This window comes from Microbacterium sp. Au-Mic1 (assembly GCF_021341785.1).
Lineage (GTDB): Bacteria > Actinomycetota > Actinomycetes > Actinomycetales > Microbacteriaceae > Microbacterium.
Map to the genome: position 1 here is coordinate 311633 of NZ_JAJTTF010000003.1, position 25094 is coordinate 336726.

Here is a 25094-nt window from a genome sequence, read left to right on the forward strand (position 1 = left end):
TAGGGCGGGGGTCTTCCGCGTTTCCGCGCCGCCGAGCTCGACGGATGCGGAAGCGGAAGTGGGATCCTCATCGATCGTGGTCACCGCTCAGTGCACCACCAGTGCGACGCACAGCAGCACCAGTGCGAGTCCCTGCAGCGTCGCGCGCAGCGGGAGGATCGATTCCCACCGGTCCTGCAGCGACCGTGCCTCGCGGGGCACCTGGCCCGACAGCGCCGCGGCGGTGAAAGCCGTGTTGATCGGCTTGGAGATGCGGCCGAACAGGATCAGCCAGATCAGCAGGGCGGCGAGTGCGGCCGCGGCGAGAGCCGCGGCGATCGCGCTTCCCCAGAAGGCCGAGAGCGCGGCCGTGGCCGCGGTGAGCACGACGCCTGCGATGCCGACGATCGGCAGGCGGCGATCGCCGTAGTAGTGGCCGCGGCCGACCACCTGCACGAGCGTGCGCTCGTCGACCTCGGCATAGACGGAACGCAGCACCACGGCGGTGACCACGTCGGTGCCGAAGATGACGGCGATGGCGGTGATCGCGCCGATGGCGGTGGCGATGATGGCGATGGACATGGCTTCTCCTCTTCCAGGTTAGCGTCGCTAACAGTTAGCGATGCTAACATCGTCCTCATGAACCCGTCAACGCCTTCACGCCCCGGCTCCGGCGACCGGTCCCGCGCGATCGTCGCGGCGGCGCGGCGCGTGGCCGAGGCGGAAGGGTGGCCGGCGGTCACCGTGCGCCGACTGGCCGCGGAGATCGGCTTCAGCCAGCCGATCCTGTACCGCTCCTTCCCCGGCGGGCGCGACGAGATCGTCGAGCAGGTGATGATCGAGGGGTTCAGGGCGATGGCGGACGGGCTTGCGGACCCGGTCGGCGAGGGTGACCGTCTCGCGCATGTGGTGCGCACCTACCTCGCGTTCGCCCGCACGCATCCGGCGCTCTACGAGGCGATGTTCGAGGCGCGCACCCGCATCGTCTTCGCGACCGCGCAGACCCCGGAGCCGTTGCGTGCGGCGTTCGGATCGTTCCTCCGCGCGGTGTCGGCCACGGGCATGGACGAGCGGGAAGCCGTGGTGCGTGCGGAGCTGCTGTGGAGCATGCTCCACGGTGTCGCGAGGCTGGCGGCGTCCGACAGGCTCGACCCTGCGCTGGAACAGGCGCGTCTCGGCGCGATCATCGCGCTGTTCGTGTCCTGACGCCTGAAGCGGCCCGCTCAGAACGCCGCACCGCCCTGGGCCGCCCACCAGATGAGCAGCATGGTGGCGAGGAAGCCGCACACGTAGTTCAGCAGGAGGAAACGGCGCCATCCTCGGTTCGTCGCTCCCGATCCCTCGTCCGAGACCGAGCGGAACGGCCAGACGACGCCGATGTACGGCAGCACGAGGACGGCCCCGAGCGGGCCCGGCCACGGCGTGAAGAGCATGAGCGCGCCGGCGAGTGCCCACATCGCCGACGCGAAGCGCACGGTCCGCTTCGCGCCCAGCACGGTCGCGATCGAGGCGATCCCTGCATCTCGGTCCGGGACGACGTCCTGCACCGCGCCGAACGCGTGGCTCGCGACGCCCCACGCGAAGAAGGCGAGCAACAGCACCACGAGCGCCGGCGTCGGCGTCGCGCGCGCCAGCACGAGCCCGTAGACAGCGGGAGAGACGAAGTGGACGCTCGACGTCGCCGAGTCCAGGAAGGGGATCTCCTTGAACCGCAGCCCTGGAACGGAATAGGCGATCACGGCGAACAGGCTGAACGCCAGTACGAGCCAGGACGCCGGATCCCCGATCGCGACGAGGAAGACGATGAACGGCACCGGGAGCAGCAGCGACCATGCCATCACCGCGCGGTGCAGAGTCGGAGAGAGCACAGCGCCCTCCGCACCGCCCTTGCGCGGATTCGCGAGGTCTGACGCGTAGTCGAAGACGTCGTTGATGCCGTACATCGTGAGGTTGTACGGCACGAGGAAGAACAGCGTGCCGATCGCGAGGGCAGCGTCCACGCGGCCGGTCGTCAGGATGTAGGCGGCCGCGTAACCGAAGGCGGTGTTGATCCAGCTGAGCGGCCGAGAGGTCAGCAGCAGATCGAGGGGCAGGGATCGTGCTGTGGTCATGCTCATCGTGGTCGGTCCTCCGGGGTGCGGGCGTCGGGATCCGGTTCAGCCCTCTGCAGTCGCTCCTCGGGTGACGAGCGGCGCAGGTTCCACGCGGCCGAGCCGAGCAGAGCGGCCGCGATGGGATACGCGAGGTCCTCGATCGGGGCCAGGCCGATCCTGATCCCGCTGATCAGGCCCGGCGCGTACGTGAACAGGCCTGCGGCGATCATGAGCGAATCGAAGACGGCGGTGAGCACGATGAGGCCGAAGGCCGCGAGGACGAGCGCCGCGCCGTGACCTGCAGGCGCCCGGCGCCAGGTGAGCCCCTGCATCACGATGCAGGGGACGAGGAAGGTCGCGTCGACGATCAGATACGTGCCGTTCATCGACGGCGCTCCTCGCGTGCACGCAGGATCCGCAGTGCGCCCGTGTAGAGCACCATGGTCAGCTGCACCAGGAACAGGAGGAACACCGGCTCCTCGATCGGCAGATGGGGCAGGAGCAGGACGCCGGTGGAGAGCGGGTTGGGCTCACGCGTGAAGATGCCGGTCGCGATCCCGACGACATCCCAGAGCAGCAGCACTCCGGCGCCTGCGGCCAGGATGAGCAGCGCTCGCCCCGGCTCGGCCCAGAGGAACAGTCGCCAGCGCCGGTCGATGACGCCGACGCCCGCGATCGACACCAGCAGCAGCGCGAGATGGAGGAAGCTCACCACGCCTCCGCCGGCACGGGCAGCGGTCTGGTCGTGCGATCGTCGCGGAACGCCTTCAGCACGAGCTCTGCACTGATGAGGCACATGGGCAGACCGATCCCCGGCAGCGTCGTCGCGCCCGCATAGAACAGTCCGCGGGTCGTGCGGGAACGCGTGCGCCCGCGCAGGAAGGCACTCTGCCGCAGCGTGTGCGCGGGGCCGAGCGCCGACCCGCGGTACGAGTGCAGGTCGCGGGCGAAGTCGGCAGGACCCACGGTGCGCCGTACGACGATGCGCTCTGCGAGATCGGGCGCGCTCGCGTGCACCGCGAGCTCGGAGATCGCCCGGTCGGCGATGCGTTCCACCGCGGCAGCGCCGCGGCCGTCGAGACCTCCCGCACCGATCGCCGGATCCGCCGGCACGGGGACGAGCAGGAACAGGTTCTCGTCGCCCTGCGGCGCGACCGTGTCGTCGGTGGCGCTGGGCATGCACGCGTAGAACGACGCCGGTTCCGGCACCCGCGGGGCGGATCCGAAGATCGCGTCGAAGTTCGCGTCCCAGTCCTCGGTGAAGAACAGGTTGTGGTGGGCGAGCCCCGGCAGGCGTCCGCGGACGCCCAGCATCGCGAGCACCGCGCCGGTTCCGGGGTTCATCCGCCGCCAGCGCCGGGGCGAGCGTTCGCGGGCCGCCGAGGGCAGCAGCGCCGTGTCGCTGTGGTGCATGTCGACCGTGCTCACGATGCGATCGAACGGCTCCTCCCGGACGACGCCGTCCGTGGCCACGGCGATGCCGCGCACGGCTCCGCGGTCGATCAGGATCCGGCGCACCTGTGCACCGGTGTGCAGCCGGGCCCCGGCGGCGCGCGCTCGCCGCGCGAACGCATCGATGACCGTGGTGAAGCCGCCCTGCGGGTACTGCACGCCGTCCTCCAGATCGAACGTGCTCATCAGATGGAACAGCGCGGGGGCGATCGAGGGCGCCCCGCCGAGGAAGACCGCGGGATACTGCAGGATCTGCCGCAGCCTCCGGTCCGAGAAGGAGGACTCGACCATGCTCTGCAGCGAGGTGCCCAGCAGCGTGGCCAGGCGCGGGAGCTCGCGGACGTCACTCCCGGGGAGGAACGCCCGCGGGTGCGAGAAATCGGTGTACAAGAAGCGGTCGGTAGCGATGCGGGCCGTGCGCGCCGCGGAGTCGAGATGACGGGCGAGGGCGGCCCCGGCGCCGGGCTCGAGCGATTCGAACAGGGCGAGCGAGCGGTCGCGGGCGGAGTGCATGTCGAGCGGAGCCTCGTTGTCGGAGAACACCCGGTAGGCGGGATCGAGGCGGATGAGATCGAGCTCCTTCTCGGCGCTCGTGCCCAGAAGGCGGAAGCAGTGGTCGAACACCTCGGGCATGAGGTACCACGAGGGGCCCGTGTCGAACCGGAAACCCTCCCTCTCCCAGCTCCCCGCGCGTCCGCCGAGTCGGTCGGACTGCTCGAAGAGGGATACATCGTGGCCGTCCGTGGCGAGCAGCGCCGCCGCCGCGAGCCCGGAGATCCCCCCGCCGAGAACCGCGACGCGGCTCACCGGGCGCTCCCGCCGCGGAGCATCGCGCGGCCGAACAGGGCGGCCTTGCGTGAGGCGGGTATGCGGATCCGCCGGACGACCAGCTCCTGGGCGGGCGTGCGCCGCAGCCGGGTGGAGAGATCCGCGTAAAGCAGGTGCGCGGCCGCCACTGCCCGGCGCGAGGACGAGGGCAGCTCGCCGATCACGGCGTCGGCGGTCGAGAGATCCGCATCCACCCGATCCAGGATGCTGTCGCGCTGCGCGTCAGTGAACGAGTGCGGGTCGACGCCGGGGAAGTAGGCGCGTCCGAGCAGGTCGGCATCCTCGCCGAGGTCGCGGAGGAAGTTCACCCGCTGGAACGCGGATCCGAGGGCGATCGCGCCGCGATCCCAGCGCGCATCACGCACCGGATCCAGCTCCAGCCCGCGGCGGAACGATGCCAGGCACATGAGTCCGACCACTTCGGCGGATCCGTACACGTACTCGTCGAGCTCGCGCTCGTGCGTGAAGACGACGGGGGTGAGATCGCGCCGCATCGACGCGAAGAACGGGCGGGTCAGGTCGGTGCCGATCCCGGTCGCGCGTGCGGTGGCGGCGAACGCGTGCACGACGAGGTTCGCGCTGTATCCGGCGTGCAGTGCGGTCTCGAGCTCGCGTTCGAGCCCGTCCAGCACCGCACGGCACTGCGCAGGGGAGAGCCCGGCGCCCGCGGCGCAGCCGTCGACGATCTCGTCGGCGACCCGCACCAGCGCGTAGATCGCGGCGAGGTCCGCGCGCACGACGGGCGAGCACAGCCGGCTCGCGAGCCGGAAGGAGGTGGAGTAGCTCACCAGGATCTGGGCTGATCCGCGCGCGGCGGCTCGATCGTAGAGGGCCAGCCCCGTGTCTGCGGTCATCGGCGGCGCTCCGTCGCGCTGACGATCAGGTGCTCCAGGTCGTCCCTCAGGCGTGCGGGAAGGTCGGTGAGCAGCATCGAGGCGCGCGCTTCGACGACGAGGCTCGAGATCACCGCTTCGGTGCGGGCGAGCCCGCCCGAGCACTCGATCGCGGTGCGGATCTCGGCCGCACCCCGCTCATCGAGCTCGGGATCGCCGAAGAGATCCGCCACGGCCCGCCATGACGGATGGGTTCGCGAGTGCGCGATGAGCAGGGTCAGCTTGCCCTCGCGCAGGTCGGAGAGGACGGACTTGCCGGTCTGGCGAGGGTCGCCGAAGACTCCGAGCACATCGTCGCGTGCCTGGAAGGCCACGCCGATGGTCGTGCCGATGAAGCCGAGCGCCTCCACCGTGGCGGCCGGGGCGCCGCCCAGCAGCGCTCCGATCCGCAGGGGCGCGCTGAACGAGTAGCGGGCGGTCTTGTGCTCCATGGTTCGCAGGATCGCCGCCTCGCCCGCCTCGCCCCGGATGCCGAGCCGGATGTCCGCATGCTCGCCGACCGCAGCGGCGTCGATCGCATCGGCCAGGATGCTCGAGAGCGCACTGCGCGGCGCTGCGGAAGCCTCGAGGCCGGCGATGAGACGGTGCGCGGCGGACAGGAGCAGGTCCCCCGTCAGGATCGCGCAGCTCTGGCCGTATCGGAGAGCGGTCGCCTCGTCGGCGCCGTCGGCGAGGGCCGCATCACGGCGCAGGGCGATCAGGTTGGGTCCGCCGCGGCGTACGAGGTCGCGGTCGATGACGTCGTCGTGCAGCAGGAACGCCAGATGGAGCAGTTCGACGGCGGCGGCGGCGCGGATCGCGTCGTCGGAGGGCTCGTCGGCGAAGGCGCGATGCGCGGCGAGCACGAGCCGTGGGCGCAACATCTTGCCGCCCTGTGCGCCGCGGCGGGCCTGCGCCCACACCGTGTCGAAGCCCTCGATTGCGCCGATGCGCTCGGCGACGTCGTGGAAGCACTCGTCGACCACGGCGTCGACCTCGGCGAGCACGTCCGCCGAGAGCATGCGGTCGCTCACGATGCCAGCTCCTCGAGCCCTCTGCCTCCGCCGAGGAACGGGAGCAGCTCGGCCTGGAGGACGAGCCAGGGGCTGAACGCCCACGGGGTGCGGCGCACGGACGCGGCGAGATCGTCAGGGTCGACCCAGCAGTGCTCGATCACCTCGTCGGGGTGCGGGCGAGGCGGCTGCGCGGTCGTCGCGATGTACACCGGGCAGATCTCGTTCTCGACGACGCCGGAGGCGTCCGTCGCGCGATAGCGGAAGAACGGCAGCACCGGTTCCACGGAGTCCAGGCGCAGTCCGAGTTCGTGCTCGGCTCGTCTGCGCACGGCGTCCACGAGCCCCTCCTCCGGGGCGGGGTGTCCGCAGAACGAGTTGGTCCAGACGCCCGGCCAGGCGGTTTTCGTCAGCGCGCGGCGGGTGACGAGCAGGCGCCCTCGCGCGTCGAACACGTGGCAGGAGAAGGCGAGGTGGAGCCGGGTGTCGGCACCGTGGACGCTGCTCTTCGGCGCGACGCCGATCTGGGTGCCGTCGGCGTTCAGGAGCACGACCATGTCGGCGTCAGGGATCACGATCATCCTTTTGCTAACTAATAAACTAACTAACCTGGTTAGCGGTAACTCTATGGCATAGAGTCCTCCCGTGGAAGTCCCCGAATCCGAACCCCGCCTCGATCGAGCGATGATCGATCCTCGGCTCATCGATCCCGCCGCGGAGCTCGTGCGGCGCGACCACCTGGCGGATGGGGAGGTCGACGAGATCGTCGAGCTGATGACGGCGCTGCGTGCGTGGCACGGCGCGGCCGAGCGCATGAGCGCGGCCTCCCGGCGGTACATGAACCTCAATCAGAACGACATGCGCGCCGTGCGCTTTCTCATCGCGGCGGAGAACGCCGGACAGGTGGCGACCGCCCGCGCCGTGGCCGACCATCTGGGGATCAGCACCGCGGCCACGACGAAGATGCTCGATCGACTGGAGCGCGGCGGGCACATCATCCGCCGGCCGCATCCGGCCGACCGGCGATCGATCGTGCTCCAGGTCACCCCTTCGACGCGTCAGGCGGCCCGGGAGGGGGTCGGGCGTCTGCACGCGCGGCGCTTCGACGTCGCTGCCCGGATGTCGTCGGCCGACCGCCGCGTCGTCACCGGGTTCCTGCGTGATCTCGCCGCCACGGAGGGCGAGACCGCGGGCGGCGAGGAGTAGCGCCCGGACGTCGCCGTCGCCGACCTGTCCCGGGGTCCGACGCGGATCGGCGCTCAGCCGAGGAAGACCGGCAGCACCAGGCTGATCCCCATCACCACCAGCAGCGCGGCGATCGCGGTGTCAAGGATCCGCCAGGCGCGCGGCGTGCGCAACCAGCGGCCGAGGTGGCGCGCCCCGAATCCGAGAGCGAAGAACCAGATGACGCTCGCGAGGATGGCGCCGACCGCGAACAGCCAGCGGCCGTCGCCGTGCGTCGCCGCGACCCCGCCGATGAGCAGAACCGTATCGAGGTAGACGTTCGGGTTCAGCCAGGTGAAGGCGAGCGTCGCCAGGATCACGGGTGCGAGCGGCGCGGTGCGGGCCAGGGTGGTGGTGCCGCCGGATCCGTTCTCCGGAGATGCCGAGGAGACGCGGGCATCCGAGGCGACGGCGGTGGCAGGCTCGGCGAGCAGTGCTTCGCCGCCGGCTTTCCACGCGCGGCGGGCCGCCAGCACGCCGTACACCACGAGCGAGATCGCCCCGGCCCAGCGCGCCACCACGATGAGCCAGGGCAGGGTCTTCACGAGGTAGCCGAGCCCTGCGGTGCCAGCCAGCACGAGGGCCGCATCGGAGGCCGCGCAGATCAGGACCACGGGCAGCACGTGCTCGCGGCGCAGTCCCTGGCGCAGCACGTACACGTTCTGTGCGCCGACGGCGATGATGAGCGAGAACATGAGACCGAGGCCGGAGAGCAGGATGAGCACGGATCGAGAGTATGGCGGGGATCCGGTTCAGTACCAGCGAAGATTCCTTAAGCGAGATTAGAATCGCTCATGTGCAGGTGGATCCGGAGTCCGCGCGAACGGTGGCCGCGGTGCTCGACGAGGGCAGCTTCGAGGCGGCGGCCCGCCGACTGCTGCTGACCCCGTCCGCCGTGAGCCAGCGGATCAAGACACTGGAGCAGCAGCTCGGTCGGATCCTGCTGGTGCGAAGCAAGCCCGCGGGAGCCACCGAGGCAGGGGAGGCCGTTGCCCGGTTCGGCCGCCAGATCGCTCTCCTCGAGCGCGATGCGATCGCCGGTTTCGGTCTGTCCGCGGAGGGAGAGGGAGCACGCATCAGGATCCCGCTCGCGGTCAATGCCGATTCGATGGCGACCTGGTTCCTGGCCCCGCTCGCCCGGCTCTCCGAGCGATACGACGTCGAGTTCGACCTGCATCGCGACGACCAGAACTTCACGGCGCGGCTGCTCGAATCGGGCACCGTGATGGCGGCGGTGACGAGCGAGTCGGAGCCGGTCGGCGGCTGCCGGGTCGAAGCTCTCGGTGCGCTGCGCTATGTGGCGGCGGCATCTCCGAGCTTCGCGCGTCGCTGGTTCCCTGATGGCGTGACCGCCGAGTCGCTCACGCGCGCGCCGTTCGTCGACTTCGACCGGCGCGACCTGCTGCAGCAGGACTGGCTGCGCGAACGCGGCGTCGACCCATGGCCGGTTCCACGGCACCACGTGCCGGCCTCCGCGGACTTCTCGGTCGCCGTGGAACTCGGGTTGGGGTGGGCGCTGCTTCCCGTGCCGCATGCCGAGGCGGGCCTCGCGGACGGACGCCTGGTGCGGCTCGACGACGAGGAGTTCGCTTCGCCGCTGTTCTGGCAGCAGTGGAACCTGCGCTCCGAACTGCTGGAGGCGATCGCGGCCGAGATCCGCGCCGAGGCCGATCGCGTGCTGCGCTGACGGCGAGCTGCCTCTGGTTTCTCGCGGATCCGTGGCGCCGCGTCGGCGGCGCACCCTAGGGTCGAGTCATGGCATCCGAGCGCATCACGCTGACCGTTCCCGGACCCGACGGCGACCGGACCCTGGACCTGTCCAGCCCCAACCGCGCGGTCTGGCCGGCTGCGGAGGGCGGCCCCATCACGAAGGGCGAGCTCGCCGACTACGTGCAGACGGTGTCGACGCCGTTCCTCACCTCGACCGGCAACAGGCCCGTCTCGCTCGAGCGCTACCGGGACGGCATCGGCGGTGAGAGCTTCTTCTCGAAGAACCCGCCCAAGGGCACGCCCGACTTCGTGCAGAGCGTGATGTGCACGTACAACAGCGGACGCAAGCATCCGCAGATCGTGCTCACCGAGACCGCCGCGATCGTCTGGGCCGTGCAGATGAACACGGTCGTCTTCCACCCATGGGCCTCGCTCGCGTCCGACACCGACAATCCGGTGGAGCTGCGCATCGACCTCGATCCGCAGCCGGGCACGGGCATCGCCGAAGCGATCCCCGCGGCGCATGAGCTGCGCGCCGTGCTCCGTGAGGCGGGACTGGAGGCGTTCATCAAGACCAGTGGCAACCGCGGGCTGCACGTCTTCTGCCCGATCGTGCCGGAATGGGAGTTCCTCACGGTGCGGCACGCGGTGATCGCCGCGGGCCGCGAACTGGAGCGGCGGATGCCCGATCGCGTCACCACGGCGTGGTGGAAGGAGCAGCGCGGGGAGCGCATCTTCGTCGACTTCAACCAGGCCAATCGCGACCGCACGATGGCCGGCGCCTACAGCCCGCGCGCGCTGCCGGCTGCGACGGTCTCGACGCCGATCGAGTGGGACGAGCTGGACGACGTGGATCCCACCCGGTTCACGGTCCGCACCGTGCCGCAGCGCCTGGCCGACCTCGGCGATCCGTGGGCGCGTATGCAGGAGGCACCCGGACGCATCGACACGCTGCTGAGCTGGTGGGACCGCGACGTGGAGAACGGACTCGGCGAGATGCCGTTCCCGCCGGAGTTCCCGAAGATGCCCGGCGAGCCCCCGCGGGTGCAGCCGTCGAAGAAGGTCGCTGCGAACTGGGACGAGAACGGCGAGCGCGTGGGGGAGTGAGCCGCGACGTCAGTCGATGACGTCGGCGAGGTCGTATCCGGCGACGGTCTCGAGCTGCTCGTAGGTGCACGAGCGCGCCTCGCGGTCGTCTCGCCAGCGCTCGAACTGCACCGTGTGCCGGAACCGCCAGCCCTCCAGCTGGTCGTAGCGCACCTCGAGCACGCGCTCAGGGCGCAGCCGCACGAACGAGGTGTCCTTCGCGGCGCTGAACCGCGAGCGCTCGCCGTCGCCCGTCACCGCCGCGCCCGACTCGTCGCGCTCCACGAGCGGAGCGAGGTCCTCGACGAGCTGCTGACGCATGGCGTCGCTCCATGCGGCGACCCCGCCGACCTGGCGCAGCACGCCGTCGTCGCCGTACAGACCCACCAGCAGGGATCCGACTCCGGATCCGCTCTTGTGGATCCGGTAGCCGAGCGCGACGACGTCCGCGGTGCGGGCGTGCTTGACCTTGATCAGGGTGCGCTTGTTGGGTGCGTACGGCTGATCCAGCGGCTTGGCGACGATGCCGTCGAGGCCGGCCCCCTCGAACTCGGCGAGCCAGCGCCGGGCGGTGTCCTGATGCGTGGTCGTGCGGGTGAGGTGCAGGGGATGCGGGACGTCGGCGAACAGCCGTTCGAGCCGCGCGCGCCGCTCGCCGAAGGGCAGGCTCTGCAGGTCGTCGTTCCCCTCCGCGAGCAGGTCGAATGCGATGAACATGGCAGGGGTCTCCACCGATAGCCTCTGGACCCGCGAGGCGGCGGGGTGGATGCGCTGGCTCAGCGATTCCCAGTCCAGACGCTGCGATCCCACAGGCCCCGTGGCGACCACGATCTCACCGTCGAGCAGGCACGGGCCCGTGAGCAGCCGCGGGACGGCCTCGACGAGCTCGGGGAAGTACCGGGTCAGCGGCTTCGCCCCGCGGGATCCGATCTCGACGGTCTCGCCGTCCCACGACACCAGCCCGCGGAAGCCGTCCCACTTCGGCTCGTACAGTAGACCGCCGGCGAACTTCGCCGCATCGGGCACAGCGGCGGCGGCCTTCGCGAGCATCGGGGCGGGGATCTCGTAGCGCATGGATCCCATCCTGCCGTCCGCATCAGGATCCGAACAGGTCTCCGAGGTCGACACGCTCTCCGGCGTCGGCCAGCGCGGTCCGTGCGGCGTGCCAGCCGGCCATGAAGTTCACCCCGGGGCCTGGCGGCGTCGCAGCCGAGGCGAGGTAGACGCCGGGCATCGGGGTGCGCCACGGCGCGGGCGAGAGCACGGGCCGCACCACCGCCTGGCGCATCGTGAACGCGCCGCCGAAGATGTCGCCGCCGATCTCGGCCGGGTTGAGATGCGCACGCTCGTGCGGCGTCACGGCGTGACTGGCCAGGATGCGGTCGCGGAACCCGGGGGCGTACCGCTCGATCTGCCGCGTCACGAGCTCGGTCGCATCGACGTCGGAGTTCGCAGGGGCGTGGATGTAGGCCCAGAGCACCTGCTTTCCGGCGGGCGCCCGGGTGCCGTCCAGCACGGAGGGCTGCGCGACGAGCGTGTACGGATGCTCGGACACCCGGCCCTGGGCGACGGCGTTCTCGCTGGCCCACACCTGGGCGCGCGTGCCGCCGACGTGCACGGTCGGGGCGAGGGCGACCTCCGGGTTCGTCCACGGTACGGGCCCGTCCAGGGCGATGTCCACCTTCGCCGCCGCCGCGCCGTAGCGGTAGGCGCGAACCGCCCTCGCATAGGGCGGGGGGACGTCGCGCAGTGTCAGCGCCAGACGCGGGGATGAGTTCAGGAGCAGCAGGTCGCCACGGCGGGGATTCCCCCAGTCCAGTGCCGAGAGATCGAGCACGCGTGTGGCGGTGCGGATCGTGCCGCCGTGCGTGCGCAGATCCTCGGCGAGCACGTCGGCGATCCGCTGGGCGCCGCCGCGCGGATACGCCCAGCCGCCGGCGTGCGCCTGGGCCATGAGCAGCAGACCTGCGGCGGCGCCGCTCACGGCGGGCAGCGCGGTGTTGGCGTGCGCGACCACGCCCGCGACGAGCCCCGCCGCCTCCGCGGTGCGGAAGGTGCGCGTGGCCATCGCCGAGCCCTGCTCGAGCGCCCGCAGTCCGTAGCGCACGGCGGTCACGGGGTCGCGGGGAATCCGCAGCAGCGAGCCGCCGGTGAAGTCCAGCACTCCCTTGATGTGCGCGCTCAGCGGCCGCAGCAGCGCGCGCCAGGCGCGGGCATCGGGGCCGAGCCCGTCGGCGGTGCGCTCCAGGTCGTGCCAGGCGATCCCCGCCCTTCCGCCGTCGAGCGGATGCGCATATGCCGCTTCGGGAATGATCCAGTCGATCCGCTCGCGGCCGAAGGCGCGCAGGAACGGGGAGGAGTAGGCGGCGGGGTGCACCGCCGAGCACACGTCGTGCACGAAACCGGGCAGGGTGACCTCGGCGCTGCGCACGCCGCCGCCGATCGTCGTACCGGCCTCCAGTACCTCGACGGCGTAGCCGGCTCGCGCGAGCGAGACGGCCGCGGCGAGCCCGTTCGGCCCGCTTCCGATGACGGTGGCGCGGGGCATGCCGTCAGTCTTTCACGCATGCGGCGGGAGCCCAGCAGAACGTGGGATGCTTGGAGCAATATGAATGAAGTCCAGGGTCCCACCCCTACTGGCACCTCCCGTCCCTACAAGTCCCTCGCGGACGCCCTGCGCGCGCACCGCATGGACTCCGCGAACTACGACTTCATCCGTGCGATCGTGGAAGCGGTCGGCATCAGCAGCCTCATCGATCGCGGCCGTTACATCGAGGCGATCCGCCTCGGCGAGGGTGCGGCCCTGCACATCGGGCGCACCTACACCAACGGCTTCGCCGAGGGCGAGCAGGTCGTCGTGGCCGGGCGTGTGCTTCCGCTCGCTCCGAGCGAGGGCAGGGCGCCGTACTTCTACGTCACCCACCCCAGCGAGCTGCTCGGCGCACCCGCTGGCGTCTCGCGCCTGGCGCGCTCCGCGGGCACCCACGCTGCCGCGAAACCGAAGCCCGAGCCGCGCGCCCCGAAGGCGACCCCGGTCGCGGACCGCGACTACGGCATCTGCGACGTGTGCTTCATGGTGAAGACCCCGTCGGGCGGCTGCGGCTGCGACTGAGCCCTCCACGCGCAAGCGAGCCTCAGGGCTTGAACGAACGGAAGCGCAGTGATCGGTCTCCCGGGTGCACAGGCATCGGGTCTGGCGGGAGCGCGGCGGAGCCGCGCGGGGGACTGGGCGTCCGGGAGACCGATCGCGGAGCGGCCCCCGACCGCGAGGGGGTCTCAGGCGAACGCGCTCATCCCGGTGATGTCGCGGCCGATCAGCAGGGCCTGCACGCTCTCGGTGCCCTCGTAGGTGTGGATCGCCTCGATGTCGGCCATGTGCTGCATGACGCCGTTCTCGAGCAGGATCCCGTTGCCGCCGAGCAGGTCGCGCGCTGTCGACGCGACCCGCCGCGCTGCGCGGGTGTTGTGGAACTTCGCCAGTGACGCCTGGGTCGGGCGCAGCGTGCCGGCCTCGTCCATGTCCGCCATGCGGCGGCAGTACAGCTGCATCGCGGTGAGCTCCTCGAGCATGTGCGTGAGCCGCTCCTGGACCATCTGGAACTTCGCGAGCGGCTTGCCGAACTGCACGCGGGTCTTCGCATACGCGAGGGCCGCCTCGTAGCAGGCGGTCGCGTGGCCGAGAGCCGACCAGGCGACGCCGGAACGCGTGGCGTACAGCACGGTCGAAGCGTCCTTGAAGCTGCGAGTACCCGGCAGCACCGCGTCGAGCGGCACCCGCACGTCGTCCAGGCGGATGTGCGCCTGATGGATGCCGCGCAGCGACACCTTGCCCGTGATGACCGAGCCCAGGTATCCGGGGCGCTCCTGCTCCACGAGGAAGCAGCGCACCGATCCGTGCTCGACCGCGCCCTCGTCGTCGACACGCGCCCAGACGAAGGTGATGCCACCGGAGGCGCCGTTGCCGATCCACTTCTTCGCGCCGCGCAGCACCCACTCCTCGCCGTCGCGCCGCGCGACGGTCTCGAGCGAGACGGAATCGGATCCGTGATCGGGCTCGGTGAGCGCGAAGGACCCGAGCACGGATCCGTCGGCGAGCGGGACGAGCCAGCGCTCCTGCTGCGCGGGGCTGCCGAACAGGGCGAGCGTGCGCAGCGCGAGTCCGCCCTGTACGGCGAGGACGGTGCCGAGGGAGCCGTCGCCGCGGGAGATCTCCATGTTCACCAGTCCGGCAGCGAGAGGGCTCATCCGGGTGAGGGCGGGGTGCACGATCCCGTCCACGACGAGGTCCATCTCGCCCATGCGGTGCGCGACGGCGAGCGGGTACTCAGCGCGGTCCCACGCATCCCGCATCTGCGGGCCGACCTCGTCGACGTAGGCCTGCGCCCGCTCCCAGTGCGCGCGGTCGGCGGCGGGGATGTCGGAGAAGACCTCGTAGTAGTCGGTCCCGCAGCGTCCCGTCACGTCGTAGGAGGTGACGGCTTCGCCGGGGAAGAGGGCGTCGTTGCTCATGGGGGTCTCCATCCAGGGAGTGAGACTGAGTCTCAAGTTTCATGAGACAGCGTACCGCCAATCGGCTGCTTTCGAGCACGCCGACGGTCCCTGCTGCGCGGGGCGGCAGGCGGGCAGGCGGCGGACTCAGTCCAGTTCGTCGCGCAGGCGGCGGGTGATCTCCGCCATGGGCATCGAGCGCGGGAACACGGCGACGACCACGGCGTCCTCGCCCGGATCCGCCGCAGCGTCGGGGTGCACCCCGTAGCGGCGCAGCACGTCATCGAGGGCGCGGCGCAGGGCGGCGGCCGACGTGCGGGATCCGCGCAGGAGCCGGCGCAGCACGTGGTTGTGCACCGCCGTGACGAGCGCGGCGAACCCGACCGCGTCGAGCGGATCCAGATCCGGCATGGAGCGGCGCAGGTACTCGTCGAACAGGCGCTCGTAGCGGAACACGGTCACGATCTCGCGGTCGCGCAGTGTCGGCACGTCGCGCACCACCTGGTAGCGCAGCCGCGCCACCTCGGGGTCGGCGGCGAAGGCGCGGAACACCATCAGGGATGCGTCGCACACGGCCGTCCACGGGTTGGCGTGCGGGCGCTCGAGGTACCGGCGCAGGCCGTCGAGAAGCTCCTCGTGATCCGCGAAGACGACGTCGTCCTTGCCTCCGAACTGCCGGAAGAACGTGGAGCGGGAGATGCCTGCGGCCTTGGCGATCTGCTCGACCGAGGTCGAATCGAAGCCCTGGGCGGAGAACAGCTCGAGCGCAGCGCGCACCACGGCGGTGCGAGCGGGGGACACGTCGGCGTGCTCTGTCATAGAAGGAGAGCCTAGTTGTCCGGATCCTGCGGCGGGGGTGCTGAGTCGTCGGACGTCTCGGGGGCCGGACGGGCGGCGGGGCGCGCGGTCAGGAAGCGCGATTCCGCGGTAGTAGGCTGGCCTATCGGGTCGACTCACATCGACACCCGACAGAATTCCTGTCGCGTCCCATTCGTCGCAACCAGCGAAGGACTGCACGTGGACCTCTACGAGTACCAGGCACGAGACCTTTTCGAGAAGTACGGAGTGCCGGTCCTCGCCGGCATCGTCGCGGACACCCCCGAGGAGGTGAAGGCAGCGGCGGAGAAGCTCGGTGGTGTGGTCGTCGTCAAGGCGCAGGTCAAGACCGGCGGCCGCGGCAAGGCCGGCGGCGTCAAGGTCGCCAAGAACCCCGACGAGGCGTACGAGGCCGCCAAGGCGATCCTGGGTCTGGACATCAAGGGCCACATCGTCAAGCGCGTCATGGTCGCCGCCGGGGCTCGCATCGCCCGCGAGTTCTACTTCTCCGTGCTGCTGGACCGCTCCAACCGCTCCTACCTGAGCCTCGCCTCGGTCGAGGGCGGCATGGAGATCGAGCAGCTCGCGGTCGAGAAGCCCGAGGCCCTCGCCCGTGTCGAGGTCAACCCGCTCGAGGGCATCACCCTCGACAAGGCCCTCGAGATCGCCCAGGCCGGAGGCTTTGAGCCCGGTCTCGCCGAGAAGGTCGCCGATGTCTTCGTGAAGCTGTTCGAGGTCTACAAGGGCGAGGACGCGACGCTGGTCGAGGTCAACCCCCTCGTGCAGACCGAGGAGGGCGACATCATCGCCCTCGACGGCAAGGTCACGCTCGATGACAACGCCAGCGAGGTGCGCCACCCCGAGCACGAGGAGCTCGCCGACAAGGCGACCGAGAACCCGCTCGAGGCCAAGGCCAAGGAGTCGGGCCTGAACTACGTCAAGCTCGACGGCCAGGTCGGCATCATCGGCAACGGCGCGGGTCTGGTCATGTCGACCCTCGACGTCGTCGCCTACGCCGGCGAGAACCACGGCGGCGTGAAGCCCGCGAACTTCCTCGACATCGGCGGCGGCGCGAACGCGCAGGTCATGGCCAGCGGTCTGGACGTCATCCTCAACGACGAGCAGGTCAAGAGCGTGTTCGTCAACGTCTTCGGCGGCATCACCAGCTGCGTGGCCGTGGCGGAAGGCATCGTCAAGGCGCTCGAGATCCTCGGCGACGCGGCCACCAAGCCGCTCGTCGTGCGCCTCGACGGCAACCAGGTCGACGAGGGCCGCGCGATCCTCGCCGCCGCCAACCACCCGCTCGTGACGCTCGCCGCCACCATGGACGAGGGCGCCGACAAGGCCGCCGAGCTGGCGAACGCCTGATCCTCTGACGAGACAAGGACAAGGAACATGTCGATCTACCTCAACAAGGACTCCAAGGTCATCGTCCAGGGCATCACCGGCGGCGAGGGCACCAAGCACACCGCCCTCATGCTCAAGGCGGGTACGAACGTCGTCGGCGGCGTGAACGCGCGCAAGGCCGGCACCACGGTCTCGCACACCGACAAGGACGGCAATGCCGTCGAGCTGCCGGTGTTCGCCTCCGTCGCCGAGGCCATCGAGAAGACGGGCGCCAACGTGTCGGTCGCCTTCGTGCCCCCGGCTTTCACCAAGGACGCGATGGTCGAGGCCATCGACAGCGAGATCCCGCTGCTCGTGGTCATCACCGAGGGCGTGCCGGTCGGCGACTCCGCCGAGGCGTGGGCGTACGCGACCGAGAAGGGCAACAAGACCCGCATCATCGGCCCGAACTGCCCCGGCATCATCACCCCGGGCGAGGCGCTCGCCGGCATCACCCCGGCGAACATCACCGGCAAGGGCCCGATCGGCCTCGTTTCGAAGTCGGGCACGCTGACCTACCAGATGATGTTCGAGCTGCGCGACCTGGGCTTCTCCACCGCGATCGGCATCGGCGGCGACCCGATCATCGGCACCACGCACATCGATGCGCTCGCCGCCTTCGAGGCCGACCCGGAGACCAAGGCGATCGTGATGATCGGCGAGATCGGCGGCGACGCCGAGGAGCGTGCGGCGGACTTCATCAAGGCCAACGTCACGAAGCCGGTCGTCGGCTACGTCGCCGGCTTCACCGCGCCCGAGGGCAAGACGATGGGCCACGCCGGCGCCATCGTCTCCGGCTCCGCGGGCACCGCGCAGGCGAAGAAGGAGGCCCTCGAGGCCGCCGGTGTCAAGGTCGGCAAGACGCCGTCCGAGACCGCCGCCCTGCTGCGCGAGGTCTACGCCGCGCTGTAAGCGATGCTGCGCGGAGGGCTCCCGGTTCCGCGCCGGGGGCCCTTCGTCGTACCGCCCGCGGTGCGGGCGAAAGCGGATCTGAGGGGTCCACCGTGCCGAGATCAGGAGAAGTGACCGAGATCAGGAGGTTTCGGGCCGGATCCGCCTGATCTCGGTCAGGTCCCCTGATCTCGGTCAACCGTGGAGGTGCCGGACCTGCTACGGCGTGGGATCAGGCCGGATCCGCGAAGGCGCGGCGGTGCGCGCCCGGGGTCGTGCCGAAGCGCGCCCGGAAGTGATGGCGCAGGGTCACCGCGCCGCCGAAGCCCGTTCGTGTGGCGACCGTCTCGATCGGCAGGCCGGACGTCTCGAGCAGCCTCCGTGCCTCGTCCAGGCGGCGCAGCAGCAGCCAGTCGCCGGGGCTGGTGCCGGTGCGGTCGCGGAAGCGCCGGGTGAACGTGCGCCGGGAGAGGTGCACCGCGCCGGCCCAGGCATCGATCGGCGGCGGCTCGGCGATGCGTCCCAGAGCCCAGGTGATGGCGCGGTCGATCTCGTCGCCCTCGGGGGCGGCGGCGAGGGGGCGGGACAGGAACTGCGCCTGCGACCCCTCCCGGTGCGGGGCCATCACGAGGGAGCGCGCGAGATCGGCGGCCACGGCGCTGCCCAGCTCCGTGCGGACCATGTGCAGGCAGCAGTCCAGAGCCGCCGCCACCCCGGCGGAGGTGACGACGTCGCCGAGGTCGGTCCACAGCGCCTCGCAGCGCACGGTGAGCTCGGGGTGGCGCGCGGCCAGCTCCGGCCCCGCCGACCAGTGCGTGGAGACCTCTCGCCCGTCGGCGATGCCGCTCGCGGCCACGACGAACGCCCCGAGGCACAGGCCCAGGATCCGCGCGCCGCGGGCGTGCGCCGTGCGGACGGCATCGAGCAGCACGGCACTGGGCGCGATCTCCGGGTCCCAGCTCGGGATCACGACGAGGTCTGCGGATGCGAGCACCTCGAGCCCCTCCGTCACGACGAGGTCCAACCCTGCCGCGGTGCGCACCGGTCCGGGCGCCTCCGCGACGGTCACCGTGCGGTAGGCGGCCTCGACGGAGCGCACGCCCACGCCGCCGAAGACCATGAGCGGCACGGACAGGTGGAAGGGGCTGATCCCGGGGAAGGCGAGGACGGCGGCGGTACGCATGGCCCGATCTTATCGAAAGGAGTCATCAGGGCCACTCCCGCGACGGCGCGGACGCCGCCACGATGGATCCATGACCGAGAACTCCGTGACCCTGACCCTCATCGGCGGACCGACCGCGATCATCGAGTACGCGGGCGTGCGCCTGCTGACCGATCCGACCTTCGACGCGCCGCGCACTTACGCGGGAGGCATCCCTCTGCACAAGCTGAGCGGGCCTGCGCTCGGCGCCGACCAGGTGGGCGCGATCGACGCGGTGCTGCTCTCGCATGATCAGCACCCCGACAACCTCGACGAGGAGGGGCGGGCCTTCCTGCCCCGTGCCGGTGCCGTGCTGTCCACACCGGAGGCGGCCGGACGCGTCGAGGGCGTGACGGGGCTCTCCGCCTGGCAGACGCATCGCCTCGGCGAGGTCGAGGTGACCGCGGTGCCCGCGCTGCACGGTCCCGAGGGCGCCGAGGAGCTGTCCGGCACCGTGACCGGCTTCGTGCTGAGCGCGCCGGGCGCGCCCGTGGTCTACGTCTCGGGCGACAACGCCTCGGTCGAGGTCGTCGCGGACATCGTGGCGAGGATCGGCCGGATCGACGTCGCCGTGCTGTTCGCGGGGGCGGCCAACGTCGGTCGCTTCGGCGACGCCGACCTCACGCTCAATGCGCGCACCGCGGTCGAGGCCGCGCGCGAGCTGGGCGACGCCGTGATCGTCCCCGTGCACGCCGAGGGCTGGCACCACTTCTCCGAGACCCGCGAGCGGCTCGTGCGCGAGTTCGGGTACGCGGGAGTGGCGGATCGGTTGCGCGTGCCGGAGGCGGGCGTTCCGCTCGCGCTCTGACGCGCCTCCGCCGACGTGTCGAGGCCCTCCGCCGCCCGTCGTCTCCTGCAGGGGATCGGACGCGGCGAGAGGGCCTCGACGGACGCGTGGTCCGCGGTGGTCAGGCGCCGAGCAGCGCCTCGATCGGGCCGCGTGCGAAGAACAGCACGAACCCGACGCCCACCACCCAGAGCAGCGGATGGATCGTCTTGGCGCGGCCGGTGAGGGCGTTCACGACGATCCAGCTGACGAAGCCGGCGCCGATGCCGTTGGCGATCGAGTAGGTCATCGGCATGACCGTGACCGTCAGGAACACCGGCAGCAGCACGCGGAAGTCGCCGAGGTCGATGTTCTTGATCTGCGACAGCATCATCGCGCCGACGAGCACGAGCGCCGCTGCGGCGACGGCGCTCGGAACCAGGGCGGTCAACGGCGTGAAGAACATCGCGAGCAGGAACAGCACGCCGGTGATGGTGGTCGCGAAACCCGTGCGGGCGCCCTCGCCGATACCCGCGCCGGACTCGACGAACACGGTCGCGGACGAGGAGGACGTGCCGCCGCCGACGATCGCACCGACGCCCTCGACCACCAGAGCCGACTTGATCCGCGGGAAGTCGCCCTTCTGATCGGCGAGGTCGGCCTCCTTGGCGAGCCCCGTCATGGTGCCCATGGCGTCGAAGAAGTTCGAGAACAGCAGCGTGAAGACGAACATCACCAGGGTGACGCCGCCGACCTTCGCGAGATCGAAGCCGAAGTCGACCCGGCCGATCAGGCTCAGGTCGGGGATGCTCACGATGCTGCCGGTGAAGCCGAAGTCCTGGCCGAAGGGCCAGATGAGGTTCAGGATCGCGGCGAGCACGGTGCCGCCCACGAGCGCGATGAGGATGGCTCCCTTGACGCGCAGGGCGATGAGCACCCCTCCGATCAGCAGGGTGAGCACGAACAGCAGGGTCGGGATCGAGGCGACGGATCCGCCGACGCCGAGGTCGACAGGGGGAGAGGCCTGCTTCGTCGAGGTCACGAATCCGGCGTTCACGAACCCGATGAAGGCGATGAACAGGCCGATGCCGACCGTGATGGCGAGCTTGAGCTGCACGGGCACGGCGTCGAAGATGAGCTTGCGCAGGCCGGTCGCGGCGAGGACCACGATGATGAGGCCGTTGATCATGACGAGCGCCATGGCCTCGGGCCAGGTGATCGATTTGACCACCGTGAACGCGAGGAAGGCGTTGATGCCGAGCCCGGCTGCGAACGCGAACGGCAGTCGCGCGATCAGTCCGAACAGGATCGTCATGACGCCGGCGGTCAGCGCCGTGGCGGCGGCGACGGCTGCGCCGGGCAGAGTGTGGCCGGCGACATCCGGCGTGGACAGGATGATCGGATTGAGGATCACGATGTAGGCCATCGTCACGAACGTGACGATGCCGCCGCGGACCTCGGTGCCGAGGGTGGATCCGCGCTTGGTGATCTCGAAGAAGCGATCGACGGCGTTCTTCGGCTCGGCCGCGGTGGGTTCGGAGACGGGCGGGGGGACTGTTGTCATGGGGGACCTCCGCGCAAGACCGTATCGCGTCGCGGATGTCCTCCGTGTGTCGGGCCGACGGTCCCGGCGCCCGCGGCCGGTTCCCCGGATGCGCTCGGCGCCACCGTCCGCGCGCCCGTCGGGGCGGCGGAGGTGGAGCACGTAGGCTCGAAAGCGTCATGCAACGCCTCCTCATCGTGCTCCTGGCGGCGGTCGATGCGATCGTCGCCGCGGCCATCGGCCTCGTCGTGCTGCTCGCGCCGCTCACGGTGATCTGGGCGATCGCATTCGGGCCGAACGCCGACTGGGGAACGCTCTGGCCGAGTGCCGCGACGCTCTGGCAGTTCGGCCACGGTGTGCCCCTCGCCGTCGCCCTGCCCGATGCGCTGGTGCGGTCGGTCGGGCTGGATCCGTCGGCGGCGTCCTTCGCCCTCTCCCTGCCTCCGCTGCTCTTCCTCGGCTTCACTGCGATCTTCGCGGCGCGCTCTGGCCGCAGAGCCGCGCTCGCCGGGTCGTGGATCACCGGCGTGACGAGCGGCACGGCGGTCTTCGCCGTGATCTCGGCGTTCGCGGCGGTGACGGGTGGCCTCGGGGTGCTGAAGGCGCCGCTGTGGCTCGCGATCCTGTTCCCGCCGCTGGTGTTCCTGTGCGGCGCTCTCGCCGGAGCCGTCGTGACGGCATGGAGCGAGGGCGACGGAGGCGCCGTCGACCGGGTGCAGGACGCTCTGGACCGCTGGCCCGAATGGGCGCACGTGCCCGGCGACGTGGTGCGCGGCGCGGCGGCCGCCGTGACCGGCGTGGTCGGCGCCGCCGGACTCGCCGTCGCGATGGCGGCTCTGATCCGCGGCGGCCAGACCGTGGCGCTGTTCGAGTCGCTGCGCGCCGACGCGCTCGGCGTGGTCGTGATCGGGCTCGCGCAGCTGGCCTACCTGCCGACGCTCGTGGGGTGGGCCGTGGCGTGGATCGCCGGTCCCGGCTTCGCGATCGGAGCCGGGACCGCGGTCTCGCCCGCGGGCACCGTGCTGGGGGTCGTCCCGGGAGTGCCCCTGCTGGGTCTCGTGCCGGACTCCTCCTCGCCGTGGCTCCTCATCGTGATTCTCATCCCGGTGGCCGCCGGCGCGTTCGCCGGCTGGCTGATCCGCTCGCGGCAGGTGTCGGCGGGCGCAGAGGCGGGAATCGGATCCCGCGTCGCGACCGCGGTCGGGATCGCGGTCCTCGCCGGCGGGTTCGGCGCGCTGCTGGCCGCGCTGACCAGTGGATCCCTCGGCCCCGGCCGGCTCGCCGTCGCCGGACCGGATCCGGGTCCGGTCGCGCTCGCCCTCGGCCTGGAGGTGCTGGTCGGGGCCGCGATCATGCTGCTCGCGCCCCGCCGCCACGGCGACGTCGAAGCCGCGTGGATCGACGACGATCGGGTCTGAATCCGCCGCGCGTCTCGCGGGCACGGAGGCCTCCGGGCTCCCGGCTAGACTGTCTGGGTGCTGACGGTCGCGGTTCTCATCTCGGGCACCGGCTCGAATCTTCGTGCCCTCCTCGACGCGGCCGCCGACCCCGGATTCCCGGCCCGCATCATCGTCATCGGCGCCGACCGGGAGGCCGATGGTCTCGCACACGCCGAGGCGTACGGGATCCCCTCCTTCGTCGTGCCCTGGGAGGCTTTCGACAGCCGTGAGGCGTGGGGTGCGGAACTCGACGCGCAGCTGAAGGTCTGGCGGCCGGACCTCGTCGTGCTCAGCGGGCTCATGCGGCTGCTGCCGCGCGCCGTCGTCGCGGCATGGTCTCCTCACATCATCAACACCCACCCGGCATTCCTGCCCGAGTTCCCCGGAGCGCACGGCGTGCGCGACGCGCTCGCGGCCGGCGTGAGCGAGACCGGGGCGAGCGTGATCGTGGTCGACGACGGCGTCGACAGCGGACCGATCCTCGCGCAGGAGCGCGTGCCCGTGCACCAGGACGACACGGAGTCCACCCTGCACGAGCGCATCAAGCCCGTCGAGCGACGCCTGCTGATCGACGTCGTCCGCCGCATCGCCGAGGGATCCCTGGCTCTCGGCGCCCGTCCCACGATCTCGGATCCTCGGCCGCAGGCCGCTGACGAGAACTGACGCCTACCCGGAAGGAACCCCGATGGCCGGTCCCGCTCACGACCCGTCCCTCTACCGCCCCCGTGACGCCGTGCGCATCCGCCGCGCTCTGGTGTCCGTCAGCGACAAGACCGGCCTGGTGCCCCTCGCGCAGGCCCTCGCCGCCGGTGGCATCGAGATCGTCTCGACCGGATCCACGGCGCAGACCATTCGCGACGCGGGTGTGGAGGTCACCGACGTCGCGGCCGTCACCGGTGTCGCCGAGATGCTGGACGGGCGCGTGAAGACGCTGCACCCGTCGATCCACGGAGCTGTGCTCGCCGACCTGCGCCTGGAGGATCACGAGCGCCAACTGGCCGAGCTCGGCATCAGCCCGTTCGAGCTCGTCGTGGTGAACCTGTACCCGTTCGTTCAGACCGTCGCCTCGGGTGCGGTCGGTGACGACGTGGTCGAGCAGATCGACATCGGCGGCCCTGCGATGGTGCGCGCTGCGGCGAAGAACCACGCGAACGTCGCGATCGTGGTCTCGCCCGAGTCGTACCCCTCGCTGATCCGCTCGATCGACGAGGGCGGCACCACGCTCGCCCAGCGCCGTGAACTGGCTGCGCGCGCGTTCGCGCACACGGCCGCCTACGACACCGCGGTCGCGCAGTGGTTCTCGGACGGCACGCTGTCGAGCGACAGCGAGCTGCCCGAGCAGCTCACGATCTCGGCCTCCCGGCTCGCCACGCTGCGCTACGGCGAGAACTCGCACCAGCGTGCCGCGATCTACACGCGCGCCGGTGGGCACGGCATCGCCCAGGCGACGCAGCTGCAGGGCAAGGAGATGTCGTACAACAACTACGTCGACGCCGATGCGGCCCTGCGCGCGGCCTACGACATGGTGCACCCGGCGGTCGCGATCATCAAGCACGCCAACCCGTGCGGCATCGCGACGACGGCCCCCAACGCCCTGGATCCGATCGCGAGCGCGCACCTGCGCGCCCACGAGTGCGACCCGGTCTCGGCGTACGGCGGCGTGATCGCGGCCAACGGCACCGTGACGCTCAAGATGGCCGAGAACCTCAAGGACATCTTCACTGAGGTCATCGTCGCCCCGGCCTTCGAGCCGGCTGCGCTCGAGGTGTTCAAGGCGAAGAAGAACCTGCGTCTGCTGCAGCTCCCCGACGACTGGCAGCAGGAGCGCATGGACGTGCGCCTGGTCTCCGGCGGTCTGCTGCTTCAGGACGCGGACCGGTTCCCCGACGACATCCAGTCCGTCGCGAACGGCTGGGAGCTGGTCTCGGGCGAGCGCCCCGACGAGCAGGAGATGGAGAACCTCATCTTCGCCTGGAAGGCGTGCCGCGCCGTGAAGTCCAATGCGATCGTGCTGTCCAAGGGCAATGCCACGGTCGGCGTCGGCATGGGCCAGGTCAACAGGGTCGACTCGTGCCGCCTCGCGGTCGAGCGCGCCGGTGACCGCGCGGCGGGATCCGTCGCCGCCTCGGACGCGTTCTTCCCCTTCGCCGACGGTGCGCAGGTGCTCATCGACGCGGGCGTCACCGCGATCGTGCAGCCCGGCGGATCCGTCCGTGATGACGAGGTCGTGGCCGCCGCGCGCAAGGCCGGCGTCGCGATGTTCTTCACGGGCGAGCGCCACTTCTTCCACTGAGCCGAGTCCGGATC

The 25094-nt window shown here is 70.9% G+C and carries 26 protein-coding genes; 11 read left to right on the forward strand and 15 right to left on the reverse strand.

Annotation, left to right across the window (positions count from 1 at the left end):
* Positions 1–87 precede the first annotated feature (87 nt).
* Positions 88–561: a DUF1772 domain-containing protein gene (locus LXM50_RS06010; RefSeq protein ID WP_233310399.1), complete on the reverse strand. Its 474-nt coding sequence runs from the start codon at positions 559–561 to the stop codon at positions 88–90.
* Positions 562–618: 57 nt separating this feature from the next.
* Here LXM50_RS06010 and LXM50_RS06015 point away from each other — a divergent pair, with 57 nt between their 5' ends.
* Entirely contained in the window at positions 619–1185 is a 567-nt protein-coding gene (locus LXM50_RS06015; protein WP_233310400.1) for a TetR-like C-terminal domain-containing protein, read from the forward strand.
* Between the two features lie 17 nt (positions 1186–1202).
* Here LXM50_RS06015 and LXM50_RS06020 read toward each other — a convergent pair whose 3' ends face one another.
* From LXM50_RS06020 to idi, 7 genes are read right to left on the reverse strand one after another with little or no spacing between them, the layout of a single operon-like run.
* Positions 1203–2096: a prenyltransferase gene (locus tag LXM50_RS06020; RefSeq protein ID WP_233310401.1), complete on the reverse strand. Its 894-nt coding sequence runs from the start codon at positions 2094–2096 to the stop codon at positions 1203–1205.
* On the reverse strand, positions 2093–2458 hold the full coding sequence (locus tag LXM50_RS06025; protein WP_374107805.1) for a lycopene cyclase domain-containing protein: 366 nt from the start codon (positions 2456–2458) through the stop codon (positions 2093–2095). Before LXM50_RS06025 ends, LXM50_RS06020 begins: the two co-directional genes overlap by 4 nt.
* Entirely contained in the window at positions 2455–2784 is a 330-nt protein-coding gene (locus LXM50_RS06030) for a lycopene cyclase domain-containing protein (protein WP_233310402.1), read from the reverse strand. The genes LXM50_RS06025 and LXM50_RS06030 overlap by 4 nt, the downstream gene beginning before the upstream one ends.
* On the reverse strand, positions 2781–4331 hold the full coding sequence (gene crtI / locus LXM50_RS06035; protein WP_233310403.1) for a phytoene desaturase family protein: 1551 nt from the start codon (positions 4329–4331) through the stop codon (positions 2781–2783). Before crtI ends, LXM50_RS06030 begins: the two co-directional genes overlap by 4 nt.
* Positions 4328–5206, reverse strand: coding sequence for a squalene/phytoene synthase family protein (locus tag LXM50_RS06040; RefSeq protein ID WP_233310404.1), 879 nt, complete (start codon positions 5204–5206; stop codon positions 4328–4330). Before LXM50_RS06040 ends, crtI begins: the two co-directional genes overlap by 4 nt.
* Positions 5203–6258, reverse strand: a complete 1056-nt coding sequence (locus tag LXM50_RS06045) for a polyprenyl synthetase family protein (RefSeq protein WP_233310405.1) — start codon at positions 6256–6258, stop codon at positions 5203–5205. Before LXM50_RS06045 ends, LXM50_RS06040 begins: the two co-directional genes overlap by 4 nt.
* On the reverse strand, positions 6255–6818 hold the full coding sequence (gene idi, locus LXM50_RS06050) for an isopentenyl-diphosphate Delta-isomerase (RefSeq protein ID WP_374107806.1): 564 nt from the start codon (positions 6816–6818) through the stop codon (positions 6255–6257). The genes LXM50_RS06045 and idi overlap by 4 nt, the downstream gene beginning before the upstream one ends.
* 103 nt (positions 6819–6921) lie before the next feature.
* Between idi and LXM50_RS06055 the strand changes: the two genes are divergently transcribed.
* The gene (locus tag LXM50_RS06055) at positions 6922–7443 is read left to right on the forward strand and encodes a MarR family winged helix-turn-helix transcriptional regulator (protein WP_233310406.1); all 522 of its coding nucleotides are present in this window, start codon (positions 6922–6924) and stop codon (positions 7441–7443) included.
* A gap of 53 nt (positions 7444–7496) precedes the next feature.
* Here LXM50_RS06055 and LXM50_RS06060 read toward each other — a convergent pair whose 3' ends face one another.
* Complete coding sequence (locus tag LXM50_RS06060) at positions 7497–8186, reverse strand: LysE/ArgO family amino acid transporter (RefSeq protein ID WP_233310407.1); 690 nt, start codon at positions 8184–8186, stop codon at positions 7497–7499.
* A 77-nt stretch (positions 8187–8263) separates the two neighbouring features.
* On the opposite strand from LXM50_RS06060, the gene LXM50_RS06065 reads away from it, so the two are divergent.
* Positions 8264–9148 (forward strand): LysR family transcriptional regulator ArgP, encoded by an 885-nt coding sequence (locus LXM50_RS06065; RefSeq protein WP_308192507.1) that lies wholly within the window; start codon positions 8264–8266, stop codon positions 9146–9148.
* Between the two features lie 68 nt (positions 9149–9216).
* Positions 9217–10278: a non-homologous end-joining DNA ligase gene (gene ligD / locus LXM50_RS06070; RefSeq protein WP_233310409.1), complete on the forward strand. Its 1062-nt coding sequence runs from the start codon at positions 9217–9219 to the stop codon at positions 10276–10278.
* Between the two features lie 9 nt (positions 10279–10287).
* Here the strand turns inward: ligD and LXM50_RS06075 are convergent, their stop codons facing one another.
* Both LXM50_RS06075 and LXM50_RS06080 read right to left on the reverse strand, forming a co-directional pair.
* The gene (locus tag LXM50_RS06075) at positions 10288–11331 is read right to left on the reverse strand and encodes an ATP-dependent DNA ligase (protein WP_233310410.1); all 1044 of its coding nucleotides are present in this window, start codon (positions 11329–11331) and stop codon (positions 10288–10290) included.
* A gap of 22 nt (positions 11332–11353) precedes the next feature.
* Positions 11354–12805, reverse strand: a complete 1452-nt coding sequence (locus LXM50_RS06080) for an NAD(P)/FAD-dependent oxidoreductase (RefSeq protein ID WP_233310411.1) — start codon at positions 12803–12805, stop codon at positions 11354–11356.
* 60 nt (positions 12806–12865) lie between these two features.
* Here LXM50_RS06080 and LXM50_RS06085 point away from each other — a divergent pair, with 60 nt between their 5' ends.
* Positions 12866–13369 carry a hypothetical protein gene (locus LXM50_RS06085; protein ID WP_233310412.1) on the forward strand — a complete coding sequence of 168 codons (504 nt, stop codon included), beginning with the start codon at positions 12866–12868 and terminating at the stop codon, positions 13367–13369.
* A gap of 164 nt (positions 13370–13533) precedes the next feature.
* Here LXM50_RS06085 and LXM50_RS06090 read toward each other — a convergent pair whose 3' ends face one another.
* Both LXM50_RS06090 and LXM50_RS06095 read right to left on the reverse strand, forming a co-directional pair.
* Positions 13534–14766, reverse strand: a complete 1233-nt coding sequence (locus tag LXM50_RS06090; RefSeq protein WP_233310413.1) for an acyl-CoA dehydrogenase family protein — start codon at positions 14764–14766, stop codon at positions 13534–13536.
* Positions 14767–14892: 126 nt separating this feature from the next.
* Positions 14893–15564 carry a TetR family transcriptional regulator gene (locus LXM50_RS06095; RefSeq protein ID WP_233310414.1) on the reverse strand — a complete coding sequence of 224 codons (672 nt, stop codon included), beginning with the start codon at positions 15562–15564 and terminating at the stop codon, positions 14893–14895.
* Between the two features lie 198 nt (positions 15565–15762).
* Here LXM50_RS06095 and sucC point away from each other — a divergent pair, with 198 nt between their 5' ends.
* The gene (gene sucC / locus LXM50_RS06100) at positions 15763–16929 is read left to right on the forward strand and encodes an ADP-forming succinate--CoA ligase subunit beta (protein ID WP_233310415.1); all 1167 of its coding nucleotides are present in this window, start codon (positions 15763–15765) and stop codon (positions 16927–16929) included.
* 27 nt (positions 16930–16956) lie between these two features.
* Entirely contained in the window at positions 16957–17859 is a 903-nt protein-coding gene (gene sucD / locus LXM50_RS06105) for a succinate--CoA ligase subunit alpha (protein ID WP_233310416.1), read from the forward strand.
* A 211-nt stretch (positions 17860–18070) separates the two neighbouring features.
* On the opposite strand, the gene LXM50_RS06110 is transcribed toward sucD, so the two are convergent.
* The gene (locus tag LXM50_RS06110; protein ID WP_233310417.1) at positions 18071–19021 is read right to left on the reverse strand and encodes a GlxA family transcriptional regulator; all 951 of its coding nucleotides are present in this window, start codon (positions 19019–19021) and stop codon (positions 18071–18073) included.
* Positions 19022–19091: 70 nt separating this feature from the next.
* Between LXM50_RS06110 and LXM50_RS06115 the strand changes: the two genes are divergently transcribed.
* On the forward strand, positions 19092–19847 hold the full coding sequence (locus LXM50_RS06115; protein ID WP_233310418.1) for an MBL fold metallo-hydrolase: 756 nt from the start codon (positions 19092–19094) through the stop codon (positions 19845–19847).
* Between the two features lie 100 nt (positions 19848–19947).
* Here LXM50_RS06115 and LXM50_RS06120 read toward each other — a convergent pair whose 3' ends face one another.
* On the reverse strand, positions 19948–21369 hold the full coding sequence (locus LXM50_RS06120; protein ID WP_233310419.1) for an NCS2 family permease: 1422 nt from the start codon (positions 21367–21369) through the stop codon (positions 19948–19950).
* Positions 21370–21527: 158 nt separating this feature from the next.
* Here LXM50_RS06120 and LXM50_RS06125 point away from each other — a divergent pair, with 158 nt between their 5' ends.
* The 3 genes from LXM50_RS06125 to purH are packed head-to-tail and all read left to right on the forward strand — an operon-like array spanning position 21528 to position 25080.
* Positions 21528–22766, forward strand: coding sequence for a DUF6350 family protein (locus LXM50_RS06125; RefSeq protein WP_233310420.1), 1239 nt, complete (start codon positions 21528–21530; stop codon positions 22764–22766).
* Between the two features lie 57 nt (positions 22767–22823).
* Positions 22824–23450, forward strand: a complete 627-nt coding sequence (gene purN / locus LXM50_RS06130; RefSeq protein ID WP_233310421.1) for a phosphoribosylglycinamide formyltransferase — start codon at positions 22824–22826, stop codon at positions 23448–23450.
* Positions 23451–23472: 22 nt separating this feature from the next.
* The gene (purH, locus tag LXM50_RS06135; protein WP_233310422.1) at positions 23473–25080 is read left to right on the forward strand and encodes a bifunctional phosphoribosylaminoimidazolecarboxamide formyltransferase/IMP cyclohydrolase; all 1608 of its coding nucleotides are present in this window, start codon (positions 23473–23475) and stop codon (positions 25078–25080) included.
* Positions 25081–25094 lie beyond the last annotated feature (14 nt).

What these genes read in the sequence shown, in the direction of transcription:
- LXM50_RS06020 (WP_233310401.1), bottom strand. Translation starts at nt 2,096, where the DNA reads ATGAGCATGACCACAGCACGATCCCTGCCCCTCGATCTGCTGCTGACC.
- LXM50_RS06125 (WP_233310420.1), top strand. Translation starts at nt 21,528, where the DNA reads ATGCAACGCCTCCTCATCGTGCTCCTGGCGGCGGTCGATGCGATCGTC.
- LXM50_RS06015 (WP_233310400.1), top strand. Translation starts at nt 619, where the DNA reads ATGAACCCGTCAACGCCTTCACGCCCCGGCTCCGGCGACCGGTCCCGC.
- LXM50_RS06055 (WP_233310406.1), top strand. Translation starts at nt 6,922, where the DNA reads ATGATCGATCCTCGGCTCATCGATCCCGCCGCGGAGCTCGTGCGGCGC.
- LXM50_RS06075 (WP_233310410.1), bottom strand. Translation starts at nt 11,331, where the DNA reads ATGCGCTACGAGATCCCCGCCCCGATGCTCGCGAAGGCCGCCGCCGCT.
- LXM50_RS06110 (WP_233310417.1), bottom strand. Translation starts at nt 19,021, where the DNA reads ATGCGTACCGCCGCCGTCCTCGCCTTCCCCGGGATCAGCCCCTTCCAC.
- LXM50_RS06010 (WP_233310399.1), bottom strand. Translation starts at nt 561, where the DNA reads ATGTCCATCGCCATCATCGCCACCGCCATCGGCGCGATCACCGCCATC.
- idi (WP_374107806.1), bottom strand. Translation starts at nt 6,818, where the DNA reads ATGATCGTGATCCCTGACGCCGACATGGTCGTGCTCCTGAACGCCGAC.
- LXM50_RS06085 (WP_233310412.1), top strand. Translation starts at nt 12,866, where the DNA reads ATGAATGAAGTCCAGGGTCCCACCCCTACTGGCACCTCCCGTCCCTAC.
- LXM50_RS06120 (WP_233310419.1), bottom strand. Translation starts at nt 21,369, where the DNA reads ATGACAACAGTCCCCCCGCCCGTCTCCGAACCCACCGCGGCCGAGCCG.
- LXM50_RS06040 (WP_233310404.1), bottom strand. Translation starts at nt 5,206, where the DNA reads ATGACCGCAGACACGGGGCTGGCCCTCTACGATCGAGCCGCCGCGCGC.
- LXM50_RS06080 (WP_233310411.1), bottom strand. Translation starts at nt 12,805, where the DNA reads ATGCCCCGCGCCACCGTCATCGGAAGCGGGCCGAACGGGCTCGCCGCG.
- LXM50_RS06115 (WP_233310418.1), top strand. Translation starts at nt 19,092, where the DNA reads ATGACCGAGAACTCCGTGACCCTGACCCTCATCGGCGGACCGACCGCG.
- purH (WP_233310422.1), top strand. Translation starts at nt 23,473, where the DNA reads ATGGCCGGTCCCGCTCACGACCCGTCCCTCTACCGCCCCCGTGACGCC.
- LXM50_RS06095 (WP_233310414.1), bottom strand. Translation starts at nt 15,564, where the DNA reads ATGACAGAGCACGCCGACGTGTCCCCCGCTCGCACCGCCGTGGTGCGC.
- LXM50_RS06090 (WP_233310413.1), bottom strand. Translation starts at nt 14,766, where the DNA reads ATGAGCAACGACGCCCTCTTCCCCGGCGAAGCCGTCACCTCCTACGAC.
- LXM50_RS06025 (WP_374107805.1), bottom strand. Translation starts at nt 2,458, where the DNA reads ATGAACGGCACGTATCTGATCGTCGACGCGACCTTCCTCGTCCCCTGC.
- ligD (WP_233310409.1), top strand. Translation starts at nt 9,217, where the DNA reads ATGGCATCCGAGCGCATCACGCTGACCGTTCCCGGACCCGACGGCGAC.
- sucD (WP_233310416.1), top strand. Translation starts at nt 16,957, where the DNA reads ATGTCGATCTACCTCAACAAGGACTCCAAGGTCATCGTCCAGGGCATC.